Source organism: Methylobacterium sp. PvR107, from assembly GCF_017833295.1.
Classification (GTDB): Bacteria; Pseudomonadota; Alphaproteobacteria; order Rhizobiales; family Beijerinckiaceae; genus Methylobacterium.
Genome location: NZ_JAFIBW010000001.1, coordinates 4197703 through 4211837, shown reverse-complemented (window position 1 = coordinate 4211837; position 14135 = coordinate 4197703). Strand labels below are relative to the sequence as shown.

Here is a 14135-nt window from a genome sequence, read left to right as displayed (position 1 = left end):
CGATGCGTCATCGGAGAGAACGGCATGACAAGCGGCATATCCAGCCTCACCAGCACGGCGTCCAACACGGGCACCTCGTCGAAGAGCAGCGGCAACGCCACCGAGATCGCCAGCAACTTCACGCAGTTCCTGACGCTGCTCACCACGCAGCTCAAGAACCAGAATCCCCTCGACCCGATGGACACCAACCAGTTCACGCAGCAACTGGTGCAGTTCGCCGGCGTCGAGCAGCAGCTCAAGACCAACGATCGCCTCGACAACATCCTGAGCGCGTCGCAATCGGCGAGCTCGGCCTCTGCCACCAGCTACATCGGCAAGACCATCACGGCCGATGGCAGTTTGGCGCAGCTCTCCAACGGCACGGCCTCTTGGACGCTTTCCCCCGCCCGCGCCGCCTCGAAGGCGGTGATCTCCATCCTGGATTCCAAGAACAACGTCGTGGCCACGCAGACCACCTCGCTGACTGCCGGCAGCCAGACCTACTCGTGGAACGGCAAGACCTCGGCCGGGCTCACTTCCACGGACGGCACCTACTCGATCAAGGTCTCGGCCACCGATGCCACCGGCTCCAGCGTCGCGGTCGACACGAGCCTGACCGGCACGGTGGACGAGGTTGATCTCAGCGGGACGACCCCGGTCCTGATGATCGGCTCGCAGAAGGTGCCGCTGTCCAGCGTGCAGACCATCGGGTTGTCCACAAGTGGCACTTAACGAATCACATCCGAGTGACTCGCTTCAACATCTCTTAAGCGGGCGCAAGTACCTTCAATGCTCGACAGGTCAGTCGAGTGTAGAGCGTATCATGACCGAACCGAGCCGCCCGAGAGTGAAGTACGTGATCGGGCCCGACGGCAGCCCCCTGACGATTGCGGATCTTCCGCCTCCGAGTACCCGCCGCTGGGTGATCCGGCGCAAGGCCGAGGTCGTGGCGGCCGTGCGCGGCGGTCTCCTCAGCCTGGAGGAGGCCTGCAAGCGCTATACCCTGACCACCGAGGAATTCCTTAGCTGGCAGTTCTCCATCGACCAGCACGGCCTCGCCGGCCTGCGCACCACCCGGATCCAGCATTACCGGCACTGAGTCAGGGAATATGCGTGGCGGTCCGTCGTTCCGGGGCGCCGCAGGCGAGCCCGAATCCAGATCCGGGAACGGTAACAGGCCTTGAGCCGCCTGCGTTTCCGGATGCCGGGCTCCGCGTCGCGGCTCCGGAATGACGGAGTGGCCGCAATCGCAAGCGCCCGATCGGGAGACCGCCGATGGCGTCCGCCCGCCGAAATCTTGCAAAGCCGCGTCCAGACCTCGGGCGCGGCTTTTCGGCTTTCCGTCGTGCTCAGACGCAGGCACGACAGGTCATTAACGGCCCGCTAACCATGGACCGGGCAATTTCTGCCGAGCGGGCCACGGCGGTCCGCCTCGCGTTCAGAGTGCAGCGATCCCTCCCGTGAAGCCGGTCCTCGATCTCGTCACGAAGCTCGGACCGGCCCGCATCGCCGCCATGGCGGCGGTGACGTTGACGCTCATCGGCTTCTTCGCCTTCATCATCCTGCGGGTCTCGCGGCCGGACATGGGGGTGCTGTTCTCGGACCTGTCGATGCAGGATTCCGCCACCGTGGTCCGTGAGCTCGACAGCCGCGGCATCCGCTACGAGACCCGGGGCGACGCCGGCCAGACCATTCTGGCGCCCCGTCCCGATCTGCCGAAGCTGCGCATGGACCTGGCTGGCAAGGGCCTGCCGACCCAGGCCGGCGTCGGATACGAGATCTTCGACAAGGGCGACGCGTTCTCGTCCACCAATTTCGTGCAGAACGTGAACCACCTGCGCGCCCTCGAGGGCGAGCTGGCCCGCTCGATCCGCGCCATCGGCCGGGTCCAGGCGGCCCGTGTCCATCTGGTCCTGCCCGAGCGCCGCCTGTTCGAGCGCGACCGCGAGAGCCCGAGCGCCGCCATCGTGCTGAAGCTGATGGGCGACCTCGATGCCGGTCAGGTGCGGGCGATCCGCCATCTCGCGGCCTCGGCGGTGGAAGGGCTGAAGCCCGAGCGGGTCTCGATCGTCGACGAGCGCGGCCGGCTCCTGGCGGACGGCGCCCGGGACGCAAACTCCGACGTCGCCAGCGGTTTCGAGGACCGGCAAGTCACCCTTGAGCGCCGCCTCCGCGGCCAGATCGAGGACGTTGTCGCCGGCATCGTGGGCCCCGGCCGGGCCCGGGTTCAGGTCAACGCGGAGCTCGACCTCAACCGCATCGAGAGCCGCTCCGAGACCTTCGATCCCGAGAGCCGCGTCGTGCGCTCCGCCCAGACCCGCACCGAATCGGCGCTGACCAGCAACGCCGACGGGCAGGTCAGCGTCGGCAACGAGCTTCCGGGCGCCAATGGCGGCGACAAGGCGCCCGCTCCGAAGGATGCGACCAACAAGAACGAGGAGACCACGAACTACGAGATCTCGCGCGTCACCAAGACCGAGATCGCCGAGGGTGGCCGGGTCAAGCGCCTGTCGGTGGCCGTCGTGGTCGACGGGGTCTACGCCACCGCGCCCGACGGCAAGCAGACCTACAGCCCCCGGCCACCCGCCGAGATCGAGCGGATCACCGCCCTGGTGCGCAGCGCGGTCGGGTTCGACAAGGCGCGCGGCGACCAGATCGAGGTGGTGAACCTGCGCTTCGCGGAGGCGCCGAGCGTGCCGCAATTCACCGAGCCGACGCTGATTGAGTCGCTGCTCGCCCCCACCAAGGAGGACGTGCTGCGCATGGCCGAGTTCGCCGTACTGGCCCTCCTGACGCTGGTCGTCCTCCTCACGGTCGTGCGCCCACTGGTGCGTCAGGTGCTCGCGCCGATTCCGGCGCCGCCGTCGCTCGCCGGGCCCGGGATGGGGATCGTCGGCGACGCATCCATGGTCACGGGTCCGGGCGCCACGGTCACGGTCATCGACCGCGACAATCCGACGGCGCGGCTGATGGAGTTTGCCAAGATCAACGGCCAAGTTCAGGCCGAGACGGTCCAGCGCGTGGTCGACATGGTCCGGGCGAGCCCCGCCGAGACCGTCGAGGTGCTGCGCACCTGGATCCAGGAAGAGTAACGCGTAGGGAGGCGAGAGCAGGTCGATGGCGGCAGGATTGGCGGCAGGTCTGGCAAACACCTTGGCAACGGCGGGGGGCGACACCTATGCGGCCATGCCCGGTCCGCAGCGCGCTGCCGCGCTCCTCCTGATGCTCGGCGAGGATGAAGGCGCGCCGATCTGGCAGATGCTCGAGGAGGAGGAGATCAAGAAGGTCAGCGCCGCGATGGTCCAGCTCGGTACGCTGGAGGCGACCACCGTCGACAAGCTGATCATCGAGTTCGTGACGAAGCTCGGCAACAGCGGCGGCATCTCGGCGAATTTCGAGCGGACCGAGGCCCTGCTCCTGAAGATCTTCCCGAGCGACCAGGTCTCGCTGATCATGGCCGAGATCAAGGGCGCCTCCGGCAAGCGCGTCTGGGCCTCGATCGCCCAGGTCGATCCGGAGATTCTCGCCTCGTTCCTGCGCAACGAGTACCCGCAGACCGTGGCGGTGGTGCTCTCGCGGGTGCGAGCCGACTACGCCGCCAAGGTGCTGACCATCCTGCCCGAGGACTTCGCCATCGACTGCCTCAACCGGATGCTGCGCATGGAGACCGTGCAGAAGGAGGCCCTGCGCCACATCGAGGAGACCCTGCGGGTCGAGTTCGTGTCGACCATCGCGCAGACCCAGCGCCGCGACGCGCACGAGATGATGGCCGACGTGTTCAACGCCTTCGACCGGCAGACGGAAGGCCGCTTCCTCGCAGCCCTGGACCAGGCCAACCGCGGCTCGGCCAAGCGCATCCGCGAGCTGATGTTCACCTTCGAGGATCTGCTGAAGCTCGACCCGGGCAGCGTCCAGACGCTGATGCGCTCGGTCGACAACGAAACCCTGTGCCGGGCGCTGAAGGGCGGCAACGAGCGGACCCGGGCCTTCTTCATGCAGCAGATGTCGACCCGCGCGGCCAAGAACCTCACGGACGAGATGGCCTCGCTCGGGCCGGTCCGTCTCAAGGAGGTCGATGAGGCGCAGGCGAAGATGACCGAGATCGCCAAGGACCTCGCCGAGAAGGGCGAGATCATGATCGCGAAGAATAGCGCCGAGGAGGAGCTGGTCTATTGAGCGCCCAATCCGCCCGGAGCGCCAAGCCGTTCCTGTTCGAGACCGATTTCCGCAGCGGCCGCCCGAGCGCCGAAACCCGGCGCGCCGCCGAGGCCACCGCCCACGCCGAGGCGGAGGCGCATGCCCGCGGCGTCCAGGAGGGACGGCTCCAGGCCGAGGCGCAGGTCCAGGGCCGGCTCGCCGACGCTATGACCCGCCTGGCGCTGGCCGCGGCGGGCCTGATCGCCCAGGCCGACGCGCGCGACGCCGAGCGCGAGGCGCAGGCGGTCGAGGTCGCCATGCTGATCGCCCGCAAGGTGGCGGGCGACGCCCTCGACGCCGCCCCGCTCGCCGGCATCGGCGAGGCCGCCCGGACGGCGCTCCAGCACCTGCGCGGCGTACCTCACCTCGTGGTGCGGGTGCACGACAGCCTCGTCGAGGAGGCCGAGGCCCTGGTGAAGCGCCTCGCGCGCGAGCGCGGCTACGAGGGCCGGCTCGTCGTTCTCGGCGATCCCGACATGGCGGCGGGCGACGCGCGCATCGAATGGGCCGACGGCGGCATCGTGCGGGAGCGCGCCCGCATCGAGGCGTGCGTCCTCGATGCCCTCGGCCTCACCCCGAGCCCCTGAAGGAACCCGGATGTCCGACGATTTCAGCCTGCCCCAGCTCGGCGAGCACGACACCGATTACGCGGCGGGTTCGATCCGCGACGCGCCCACCACCCCGAAGACGGCGGCCGACCTGGAGCAGCTCTTCGACGTGCCGGTGATGGTCTCGGCAGTTCTGGGCTCAGCCCGGATGCCGATCGGCGACCTGCTCCGGCTGGCGCCCGGCGCGGTGCTCGAACTCGACCGGAAGGTCGGCGAGGCGATCGACGTGTTCGTCAACAACCGGCTGGTGGCCCGCGGCGAGGTCGTCCTCGTCGAGGACCGGCTCGGCGTCACGATGACCGAGATCGTCAAGGGCGAGTAGCCCGGACGCGTGAGATTACGGCATGGGCGCCGGCGACGGCCGCCCGCCAGTACGGCGTGCAACCCGCGCCAGGATGTTTGAGAGGGACGAACCATGCGGCTCCTGATGATCGGGCGGCTCAACGGCGAGCTGATCACCGCCTCCAAGATCGCCATGCAGCGTGGCGCCTCCGTGACGCAGGCGGATGCCGTGCCGCAGGGCCTCAACGTCCTGCGCGCCCGCGGCGCCGATCTCATCATGATCGACGTTGGCCTGCCGATCCGCGAGCTCGTCACCGCGCTGGAAGGGGAGCGGATCCGCACGCCGGTGGTCGCCTGCGGCGTCTCGGCGGACGCCTCGGTCGCCGTGGCGGCGATCCGGGCCGGCGCCAAGGAATACATCCCGCTGCCGCCCGATCCCGAGATGATCGCCGCGGTGCTGGAAGCGGTTGCTACGGACCGTGCCGCCTTCATCTGGCGCGACCCGTCGATGGAGCGGGTGGTCAAGCTCGCCGAGCAGGTCGCCCGCTCCGAGGCCTCGGTGCTGATCACCGGCGAGAGCGGCACCGGCAAGGAGGTGCTGGCCCGCCACGTCCACCAGAAATCGAATCGGGCCGGCAAGCCGTTCGTGTCGGTGAACTGCGCGGCGATCCCCGAGGCTCTGCTCGAATCCGAATTGTTCGGGCACGAGAAGGGCGCATTCACCGGTGCGGTCGCCCGGCGCATCGGCCGGTTCGAGGAGGCCAACGGCGGCACCCTGCTCCTCGACGAGATTTCCGAGATGGATGTGCGCCTGCAATCGAAGCTGCTTCGGGCGCTGCAGGAGCGGGTGATCGATCGGGTCGGCGGCACGGCCCCCGTGCGGGTGGATATCCGCGTGCTCGCCACCTCGAACCGCAACCTCGTCGAGGAGGTCCGCAAGGGCACGTTCCGCGAGGACCTGTTCTACCGGCTCAATGTCGTCGCCCTGAAGCTGCCGCCTCTGCGCGAGCGGCCGGCCGATATCCTGGAGCTCGCCGCGCATTTCGCCAAGAAATATGCGGCGGTGAACGGCGTCCCGGCCCGTCAGCTCTCCGCGGAGGCGCGCGCGCTGGTGCTGAAGAATCCCTGGCGCGGCAATGTCCGTGAGCTGGAGAACACCCTGCACCGAGCCGTGCTTCTGGCCTCGGGCGACGCGATCGGCCCCGAGGCGATCCTGTCGCCGGAGGGCGAGGCGATCACCGCGCAGGGACCGGCGGCGCGGGCCGCGCAGGCTGCCGAAGCCGCCACCCGCGGCCTCGTCGGCCGAACCGTGGCTCAGGTCGAGTGCGACCTGATCCTCGACACGCTGGATCACTGCCTCGGCAATCGGACTCACGCGGCCAAGATCCTGGGGATCTCGATCCGGACCCTGCGCAACAAGCTTAACGAGTATGTCTCGTCGGGCCTGGACGTGGCCGAACCCGGGACCGTCCGGGCGAGCGTGGCCTGCGGCTGAGCGGATCCCGGGCCGCCGGACCGCGCGAGGCCCGTGGCCGAACGTGTTGCGCCGGGCAACGGGCCCCAAACGGAGATTGGTCGCCCGATCCATCCCCCTCAGCCTGCAGTGCGGCGAAGCCGCCTCGAGGGAGAGATTCAGGGATCGCGAGGCGGCTGGCAGCCTCCGCGGCGCTCCCCCCCCTCTCACGAGAAGAGCGAGGGGTGGATCGCCGGTGTGTCCCATGATGCAGCGCGATCGGGCGCGGCTCTAGCGGCGGCCGGCCTGGGATGTCTTGTCGGCCGCGTTCTGGGCCGCAAAGGCCGCCTCGAGCTTGCGCAGCGACGCGTAGCGGACGACATCGCCCTCCACGTCGCGGATCGTTTCCTCGACGAGATGACGCTGGAGCGCCACGCGCGGGTCGTCGGGCGGCAGCGCCTCCCGCTCCTGCAGGCGGAGCACGGCCTGCCGCACTACGGTATACACCGCCTCGCGCTCCTCCCGGGTCATCGAGGGCTGGATCGCCTTCGCGACGAGATCGGAGAAATCCGACATGGCCTGTTAGACTTCGCTCATTTCACCGGGGCGCCCGGATACCGGGCCGCCTCCCTCTACAGATCGCGCCGAGCGGGATCCAGAGCCGGACTGGGGCCACCTACATCCGCTGGTCGCGGATACCCGCGACCAGGAGCGAGCACGAACTCCAGACCACCAGGAAGCAGAAGAACGCCACGAGGACGGTATGGGCCCGCTCGGGGTAGAGGCTGTCCGTCGGCAGGACCGGGGGCACGAAAGTCGCCAGGAAGATGTGCTGCTTGCTGGCCGCGACGCGGGCGCGGTCGAGCATCCCGCTCGCCGATTCCTCGAGCTTCTCGGCGATCGTGCGTTCGACCAGGAGTCCCTCGTACTGGAGCAGCGCTTCCGTGAGGTTGGGAGCGCCGCCCGCCGCCGCGCCCGTGCTCGTCAACTCGTCCTGCAGCAGCTTCATCTGCTGGTCGATGGCCGTGCCGTTGGCAACCAGCGTCTGGATGGAGCGCGAACGCTCATCGAGGTTCGAGCTGCGCAAGATCTGCAGGTCGTTCTCGTTCTTCAGCTTGTCCTTCCGCAGGGTGTTCAGGGTGGTGAGCGTCCCCTCGGCCGACTTGATCGGGTCGATCACGCCCCATTGGTTGCGGAAGCTTTGCAGCGCGACATGCGCCGTGCGCAAACGTTCCTGCGCCGTCGCGGCGTCGGCCTGAGCCTGAGCGACCATGTCGGCCTGCGCGCGCTTCGAGATCGCGTTGATCAGGGTTTCGGACCGGGCCACCACCTCCCGGGCAATGGTCAAGGCATCTTCGGGGGTGAAGGCGCGCACCGTGAGCCGGATCACGCCCGAGATCGAGTCAATATGCGCTTCGACGTGCTTGCGCCAGTATTTGGTCAGATCCTCGACCGGGTCGCTCGGATCGAAGCGCGTCCAAAAATCGGCCTCGGGCCGCGAGAACATCTTGGAGAGACCGATGCTCTTCTCCAGCGCCTCGACCATGGTCTGGCTGCCGATGTAGTCGCGGACAATGAAGCTGTCCTGGCTGTTGTGCTTCTGAATCAGGTTCGTGTACTGGCCGAGCGAGATGTTCTCCATCGGCTCGACGTTACCGCGGACCGCGAACTGGGTCTCGGCGACGTACTGGTTGGAGGCGAACCCGAACAGGTAAAGCCCGATCACGAGCGTCGGCAGCAGGACGAACAGGCTGACCCGCCGGATGATCCGCGAACCGTAGGTGGACGTGTCCTCCTCGCGCCGGCCGAGGCCCGGCAGGCGCGTCCAGTCCAGGCGCTCGCGAACCGAGGCGATCAGAGCCCGGGCGTTGCGCTTCTCCGGAACCGGACGAATCGTTTCCGCGCTCCGCCGCAGCTCCGGCATGGCCGAGGCGGCGAACGTCACGATCTCGCCTTCGCGCGTGTCGTCCTTGACGTCGTCGAAGCTCATCCGCTCTGTGTTCCTGGGTCTGCGCCGGTTCCGCTGCCGCGGCGCCGGCCGAGGGGCGGCCCGTGCGCGGCTCCGGGATCCCGTTCTTTTAGGCCCTTTTTATGGCGCCTCCGGCTGCCGCACCGCGGCGTCGGGCGCCGTAGCCCAGTCCCCGTATCGGGTCTTAGAGTCTCCGGATGATGACAGAACCTCGTTTCGAGGGCGATGCGGATCGCCGCCCCGCCGGCCGCTCGGCCAAACCCCTGACCAAGCCTTCGACCAAGCCTCTGGCCAAGACTCTGGCCAAGACCAAGTTTACCGAAATCGTGGCGGTGTGCGGAAAATGTGCGAAGCGGCAGGGCCTGCGCCCGCGTGCCGTCCGCGCACTTCTGAAGCGGGCCGGGAAGCAGGCGGCCAAGGATGGGCGGACGGGCAGCCGGACGAAGCTCTGCATCGTGGAATCCGGATGTCTCGGCCCCTGCCCGAAGCGCGCGGTGGCCGTCGCGACGGGGGCAAGCGTCGCGGCCGGTCGCGTCGTTCTTATCGATCCCGCGGCGAGCCCGGAAGAGGCGCTCGCCGCCGTGCTCCAAGCCGGGAGGCCTCGTCCTTCGGCCCCCGAATTCGGCCCCAATACCGCTCTAGCGGCGATGGTTCCCGACGAATCGCCGCCGTCCCGTTGACCGGCCCAGACCTGGAGCTGCCGCTCTTGCCCCCTTCCCGACGCGCAACCCGCACGCCCCGACCGTGATCGGCGACCGCGTCTCCTGGAAGAGCCGGGCCGCCCGGGCCGTTCTGCGCCGCCTGCCCCTGTTCGGCACGCTGATCGGCCTCGGGCTCGCAATCTGGCTCGTGGCGACCAACGATCTCGGCGCCGTCGCCGCCGCGTTCGGGCGGATCGGGGTGGCGGGCTTCGCCGGCGTCACGCTGGTGCGGGCGCTCGTGATCGTGCTGTGCGGCATCGCCTGGGCGCGCATCCTCGACGGGCTGTCGCCCGCGCCGGCTGCGGCCTGCCTGATCCTGCGCTTCGTGCGCGAGGGCATCAACGTGCTGCTGCCCGTGGCCTCGGTCGGCGGCGAGGTCGTGGGCGCGCGCCTCCTCACCTTTTGGGGGATCGCGGGCTCTCTGGCGGCCGCCTCGGTGCTCGCCGACCTCCTGTTCCAGGTCGGAACGCTCGGCCTGTTCGCCGGCCTGGGGGCCGGGCTCCTGACCCGGGTCGAGGGCGCGCAGGCCGCCGAGTTGGCGAACTGGACGCTGCGGACGCTGGCCGTCGCAGGACTGGCGATCGCGGCTTTCTTCGCGCTCCAGCGCACCGGCGTTGTGCGGGTGATCGAGGATCGCGTCGCCGCCCTCGGACGGCGCTTCGTCCCGGAGACCGAGGCCCGGCCCGAGCCGAGCCAGCGCATTCAGGGTGCGCTGGACGCGATCTGGGCGGCGGGACGGCGCGGCCACCTGGCGCAGTCCTGCGCCCTGCACGCGCTGGCTTGGCTCCTCGGCGCGGCCGAGATCGCCGTCGTCCTGGCCTGCATCGGGATCGACCACGTCAGCCTCTCGGAGATCCTGGTGATCGAGGCGCTCAGCCAGGCGATCAAGGCCGCCGCCTTCGTGGTGCCGAGCGGCCTCGGCGTGCAGGAAGGCGGCCTCGTGCTGGTCTGCGGCCTGTTCGGGATCGATGCCGGCACCGCCATCGCCCTCTCGCTCGCCCGCCGTGTGCCCGACGTGGTGCTCGGCCTGCCCGCGCTGCTCGTATGGCAGAACCTCGAGGCCCGACGGGCCAACGTGCGCCCGGCGACACCGACCTGAGATTGCCCGTGACGCCGATGATCGACGTGCCGACCCGCCCGACCTCCACGCGCCCGAACCCGCGCCGCCGACACATCGCCCTGGCTGCCCTGACAGGGCTGGCCGGCGGTCTGCTCGCCGCGGGCCCGGCGCTCGCCCAGAGCGTCACCCTCGATCTGGGTGCCGGCGGCACGACCGAGCGCGCACTCCAGCTGGTCGCGCTGATCACCATCCTGGCGGTCGCGCCCTCCGTGCTGGTGATGGCTACGGCCTTCACGCGGATCGTGGTCGTGCTGTCGATCCTGCGCTCGGCGCTCGGCACACAGACGGCGCCGCCGACCGCGGTGCTCGTCAGCCTCGCGCTGTTCCTCACGGCCTTCGTAATGGCGCCGACCGGGCGGGCGGCCTACAGCGCCGGGATCGAGCCCCTGATCGCCGGACGGATCACGCAGGCTCAGGCCTTCGAGCGCGCATCGGCGCCGTTCAAGACCTTCATGCTGCGCAACGTGCGCGAGAAGGACCTCAAGCTGTTCCTCGACCTCGCGAAGATCCCGACGCCGAAGGGGCCCGAGGATGTCGGTCTCGAAATCGTGACCCCCGCTTTCATGATCTCGGAGTTGCGCCGCGCCTTCGAGATCGGCTTCCTGCTCTTCATTCCGTTCCTGATCATCGACCTCGTGGTCGCCTCGGTGCTGATGGCCATCGGCATGATGATGGTCCCGCCGGCCACAGTGTCCCTGCCGTTCAAGCTGATCTTCTTCGTGCTGGTCGACGGGTGGACCCTGGTGGCGGGCTCACTGGTGCAGAGCTACGGTGGATAACAACTATTAGACTTACCATTGGCGTCTTGAGGGTTTCTTTAACCGACATTTAGCACTCCCATGCAAACAAGGCGCATGTTTTCCATGCGCAGATTTGCTCACGATCGTGGAGGAGCCGCAGCCGTCGAGTTCGCCCTCGTCGCTGGACTATTCATCCTGGCTATCCTGTTTGTTATGACAGTAGCCACCATAATTTTTTTGAACCAATCTCTCGATTACGCCACGACACGTGCCTCGCGGCAGATCATGACCGGCGCTGCCCAGACCCAGGCCATGGATCAGGCCGGGTTCAGGGCAGCCTTGTGCGGCTACCTGCCCGCCGTGCTCAAATGCAGCAACGTCATGATCAACCTCTACGTTGTGCAGCCCGGGGGGTCGCCGAGCGGGTATTACAGCTTCGTCAAGTCGGACATGAGCGGCCTGGCGATCCCGACGCTGACACCGGGCTCAGGGCAGTACACGCTGGGTTCGCGCGGTGCCTATCAGTACCTGCTGGTGATCTACCCGATCACGTTCATGCCCGCGGCCTTCGCGTCGATCCTCGGCAGCAGCGCGACCTTCAATGGCGCGCCCGCCTACCTGACGGTCTCGACGGCGGCTTTCCGCAACGAATTGTACTGATGTCCGCCGGTCTGCCATCGCCGACGCGCGGCTTCATCGGCGACACCCGCGCGGTGTCGGCGACGGAGTTCGCGCTGATCTTCCCGGTTCTGCTGATCCTGATGCTCGCGGGGATCCAGCTCGTCACCTACATCAACGCCACCCGCAAGGTGGAGCTGATCGCGCAGTCGATCAGCCAGATGATCTCCCAGGCGCAGCCGCCGCAGAATTCCACAACGGCCACCGTCAACGCCACGGACCTGCATTTCAGCTTCGACTCGGCCCTCGTCCTGTTCCCCTACCTGATGAGGGACGCGCCCCGGCAGGGCCTGCAATGGTGGCAGGACATCGCGATCACCTTCGCGTCGATCAACTTCACGCAGACCACCTCCAATTGCACGGGCGGCACAGACCCGAGCACTTGCTACACCGCCAAGGTCGTCTGGACGAGCACGGGGACGAGCGGGGGGAACTACCGGCCCTGCACGCCCGCACAGCTCCCGGCCGACAACACGGCGGCGCCGAACCGCGCCACGCTGCCCCGCTCCGTCTTCGGTCCGGGTTCGCTGATCGCGGTCGACGTGGTCTTCACGTTCCGGCCGTCCTTCGGGGCGCGGTTCATCCCGGCCATGCGGATCGCCCGCTCGATGTACGTGCAACCGCGCTACGCCTCGCTCGTCGACCTCGACCCGACGGGCAACGACGGGATCGCCACGAAATGCCCCTGATCCGCAACCCAGCCCGCCGCCTCAGGGACCGGGCCGCGTCCCTGCGCGGCGCCCGATCCGGCAACGTGACGATCATGTTCGCCGTCAGCCTGATCCCGCTGATCGGCTTGGTCGGCTACGGGGTCGATTACGGCGTGGCGATCACCGACAAGGCGAAGGTCGATGCCGCCGCGGACGCGGCCGCCATCGCGGGTGTCGTCGCCACCAAAGCCTATTTCGCCACCAATCCAGGCCAGACCAACCTGAGCGTAAACGCGTTCGCAGCCGGGGCCGCCCAGGCGACCAACGCGTTCACGGTCAACACCGGCAACGTGCCATTCGCGCAGGTCCAGCTCCAGGCACCGCAGATCTCGCGCCAGGGCCAGACGATCACCGCGAAGATCACCTATACGGCCACGGTCAAGAACAACTTCGGCCAGATGTTCCGGACCCCGACCACGACCTTCGGCAACCTCGTCACGGCCACGGCGGACCTCCCGAGCTACCTCGACTTCTACCTCCTGCTCGACGTGTCTGGCTCCATGGGCCTGCCGGCGACGACCGACGGCATGGCGAAACTCGCATCCCAGAACACCGACAATTGGTCGGACTACAAGCAGGGCTGCCAGTTCGCCTGCCACTTCCCGGGCTTCAAGGGTTGGAGCCTCGCTTCGGGCAAGATCCAGCTGCGGTCGGACGCGCTGAACAGCGCGGTCTGCTCCCTCATCACCCGGGCCTCGAACCCGACGATGCAGAACCAGTACCGGGTCGGGCTCTATCCTTTCATCAACCAGATGGGTGTTCTGGCCGACATCAACAGCTCCATCGCGACGCTGAACGCGGCCGCCCAGTGCTCAGGCCAGCCGTGGCCCCTCGCGCTCACGAACCTGCTCGATACCGGCACCACGCAGCTCTACGCGAACAACGACCCGAGCACCGGCACGGGCGCCGGCGGCACGCATTTCGAGGTCGTCCTCCCGCAGATGCAGAGCACCATCACGGCGTCCGGCGGCTTCAACGACGGGTCCAGCGTAGCGGCGCGCAAGCCCTTCGTCTTCCTCGTAACCGACGGCATGCAGAACGGTCAGCACTACTCCATAAATAGCGGCGGCAAATACTATTACCCAGGCAATCCGTCGTCGTTCAGAGGCTACGCAGCCGGGAACTGGGACGGATCCCAGCCCGCTCAGATCGACCCGTCCCAGTGCGCGGCCCTGAAGAAGGCCGGCGCGACGGTCTCGGTCCTGTACATCCCGTACAACATCATCAATTTCACGGATTACGGCGGCGGCATCGCCTGGGAGAACAACCGGGTGAACGGGTTCAGCCCGACGCTGGCGACCCCTCTGCAGAGCTGCGCGTCGCCGGGCTTCTTCTTCACGGCCAATTCCCCGGCCGACATCACGTCCGCCCTCAACGCCATGTTCGACAAGGCCCTGCAGGTCGCCCACCTGACGCAGTAGGCGCGTGTCGGACCGGGTTTCCCGATCCCCAGCAGGTCCCGCAGATCCGCACCGGCGACGAAGTACCCCGTCATTCCGGGGCCGCGCAGCGCAGCCCGGAATCCAGACGCGCTGTCGGTGCAAGATCGTGATGCGCCGGCGGATCTGGTTTCCGGGCTCGCCTGCGGCGCCCGGGAATGACGGGGTGGAAGATCCAGAGCCCTTCGCATTTTGCCGACCGGCTGCCTGCGCGGCAGCGTGGCTTCCACAACCACGTGCGAACTTCCGGGCAACGCCA

Annotated in this window: 15 protein-coding genes; 13 read left to right on the top strand and 2 right to left on the bottom strand. The window is 68.1% G+C overall.

The features are described from left to right. Nucleotides 1–24 precede the first annotated feature (24 nt). The 7 genes from JOE48_RS19850 (at nt 25) to JOE48_RS19820 (ending at nt 6561) form a co-directional block, all read left to right on the top strand. Entirely contained in the window at nt 25–711 is a 687-nt protein-coding gene (locus JOE48_RS19850) for a flagellar hook assembly protein FlgD (protein WP_210032339.1), read from the top strand. Nucleotides 712–802: 91 nt separating this feature from the next. Continuing rightward, entirely contained in the window at nt 803–1078 is a 276-nt protein-coding gene (locus JOE48_RS19845) for a DUF1153 domain-containing protein (protein WP_007569077.1), read from the top strand. 361 nt (nt 1079–1439) lie between these two features. After that, nucleotides 1440–3071: a flagellar basal-body MS-ring/collar protein FliF gene (fliF, locus tag JOE48_RS19840; RefSeq protein ID WP_210032338.1), complete on the top strand. Its 1632-nt coding sequence runs from the start codon at nt 1440–1442 to the stop codon at nt 3069–3071. Nucleotides 3072–3096: 25 nt separating this feature from the next. Then, a complete protein-coding gene (locus JOE48_RS19835; RefSeq protein ID WP_210032337.1) occupies nt 3097–4155 on the top strand; it encodes a flagellar motor switch protein FliG in 1059 nt (352 codons plus the stop codon). Further along, entirely contained in the window at nt 4152–4763 is a 612-nt protein-coding gene (locus tag JOE48_RS19830; RefSeq protein ID WP_210032336.1) for a FliH/SctL family protein, read from the top strand. The genes JOE48_RS19835 and JOE48_RS19830 overlap by 4 nt, the downstream gene beginning before the upstream one ends. 10 nt (nt 4764–4773) lie before the next feature. Further along, nucleotides 4774–5106 (top strand): flagellar motor switch protein FliN, encoded by a 333-nt coding sequence (gene fliN, locus JOE48_RS19825; protein WP_012321962.1) that lies wholly within the window; start codon nt 4774–4776, stop codon nt 5104–5106. A gap of 93 nt (nt 5107–5199) precedes the next feature. Beyond that, a complete protein-coding gene (locus JOE48_RS19820; protein ID WP_210032335.1) occupies nt 5200–6561 on the top strand; it encodes a sigma-54 dependent transcriptional regulator in 1362 nt (453 codons plus the stop codon). Between the two features lie 249 nt (nt 6562–6810). Here the strand turns inward: JOE48_RS19820 and JOE48_RS19815 are convergent, their stop codons facing one another. After that, nucleotides 6811–7095 carry a hypothetical protein gene (locus tag JOE48_RS19815; protein WP_210032334.1) on the bottom strand — a complete coding sequence of 95 codons (285 nt, stop codon included), beginning with the start codon at nt 7093–7095 and terminating at the stop codon, nt 6811–6813. A gap of 100 nt (nt 7096–7195) precedes the next feature. Next, entirely contained in the window at nt 7196–8509 is a 1314-nt protein-coding gene (locus JOE48_RS19810) for a capsule biosynthesis protein (protein ID WP_210032333.1), read from the bottom strand. Nucleotides 8510–8685: 176 nt separating this feature from the next. Here JOE48_RS19810 and JOE48_RS19805 point away from each other — a divergent pair, with 176 nt between their 5' ends. From JOE48_RS19805 to JOE48_RS19780, 6 genes are all read left to right on the top strand, one after another. Beyond that, nucleotides 8686–9168, top strand: a complete 483-nt coding sequence (locus JOE48_RS19805; protein ID WP_210032330.1) for a hypothetical protein — start codon at nt 8686–8688, stop codon at nt 9166–9168. Nucleotides 9169–9232: 64 nt separating this feature from the next. After that, complete coding sequence (locus JOE48_RS19800; RefSeq protein WP_210032328.1) at nt 9233–10288, top strand: flippase-like domain-containing protein; 1056 nt, start codon at nt 9233–9235, stop codon at nt 10286–10288. Nucleotides 10289–10305: 17 nt separating this feature from the next. Beyond that, nucleotides 10306–11088 (top strand): flagellar type III secretion system pore protein FliP, encoded by a 783-nt coding sequence (fliP, locus tag JOE48_RS19795; protein ID WP_210035921.1) that lies wholly within the window; start codon nt 10306–10308, stop codon nt 11086–11088. Nucleotides 11089–11148: 60 nt separating this feature from the next. Beyond that, entirely contained in the window at nt 11149–11709 is a 561-nt protein-coding gene (locus tag JOE48_RS19790; protein WP_312893303.1) for a TadE/TadG family type IV pilus assembly protein, read from the top strand. Next, complete coding sequence (locus JOE48_RS19785; RefSeq protein ID WP_210032326.1) at nt 11709–12416, top strand: TadE/TadG family type IV pilus assembly protein; 708 nt, start codon at nt 11709–11711, stop codon at nt 12414–12416. Before JOE48_RS19790 ends, JOE48_RS19785 begins: the two co-directional genes overlap by 1 nt. Next, complete coding sequence (locus JOE48_RS19780; protein WP_210032323.1) at nt 12407–13858, top strand: TadE/TadG family type IV pilus assembly protein; 1452 nt, start codon at nt 12407–12409, stop codon at nt 13856–13858. The genes JOE48_RS19785 and JOE48_RS19780 overlap by 10 nt, the downstream gene beginning before the upstream one ends. Nucleotides 13859–14135: the final 277 nt, after the last annotated feature.

What these genes read in the sequence shown, in the direction of transcription:
- JOE48_RS19785 (WP_210032326.1), top strand. Translation starts at nt 11,709, where the DNA reads ATGTCCGCCGGTCTGCCATCGCCGACGCGCGGCTTCATCGGCGACACC.
- JOE48_RS19815 (WP_210032334.1), bottom strand. Translation starts at nt 7,095, where the DNA reads ATGTCGGATTTCTCCGATCTCGTCGCGAAGGCGATCCAGCCCTCGATG.
- JOE48_RS19780 (WP_210032323.1), top strand. Translation starts at nt 12,407, where the DNA reads ATGCCCCTGATCCGCAACCCAGCCCGCCGCCTCAGGGACCGGGCCGCG.
- JOE48_RS19850 (WP_210032339.1), top strand. Translation starts at nt 25, where the DNA reads ATGACAAGCGGCATATCCAGCCTCACCAGCACGGCGTCCAACACGGGC.
- JOE48_RS19790 (WP_312893303.1), top strand. Translation starts at nt 11,149, where the DNA reads ATGCAAACAAGGCGCATGTTTTCCATGCGCAGATTTGCTCACGATCGT.
- JOE48_RS19845 (WP_007569077.1), top strand. Translation starts at nt 803, where the DNA reads ATGACCGAACCGAGCCGCCCGAGAGTGAAGTACGTGATCGGGCCCGAC.
- JOE48_RS19810 (WP_210032333.1), bottom strand. Translation starts at nt 8,509, where the DNA reads ATGAGCTTCGACGACGTCAAGGACGACACGCGCGAAGGCGAGATCGTG.
- JOE48_RS19805 (WP_210032330.1), top strand. Translation starts at nt 8,686, where the DNA reads ATGATGACAGAACCTCGTTTCGAGGGCGATGCGGATCGCCGCCCCGCC.
- fliP (WP_210035921.1), top strand. Translation starts at nt 10,306, where the DNA reads ATGATCGACGTGCCGACCCGCCCGACCTCCACGCGCCCGAACCCGCGC.
- JOE48_RS19820 (WP_210032335.1), top strand. Translation starts at nt 5,200, where the DNA reads ATGCGGCTCCTGATGATCGGGCGGCTCAACGGCGAGCTGATCACCGCC.
- JOE48_RS19835 (WP_210032337.1), top strand. Translation starts at nt 3,097, where the DNA reads ATGGCGGCAGGATTGGCGGCAGGTCTGGCAAACACCTTGGCAACGGCG.
- fliN (WP_012321962.1), top strand. Translation starts at nt 4,774, where the DNA reads ATGTCCGACGATTTCAGCCTGCCCCAGCTCGGCGAGCACGACACCGAT.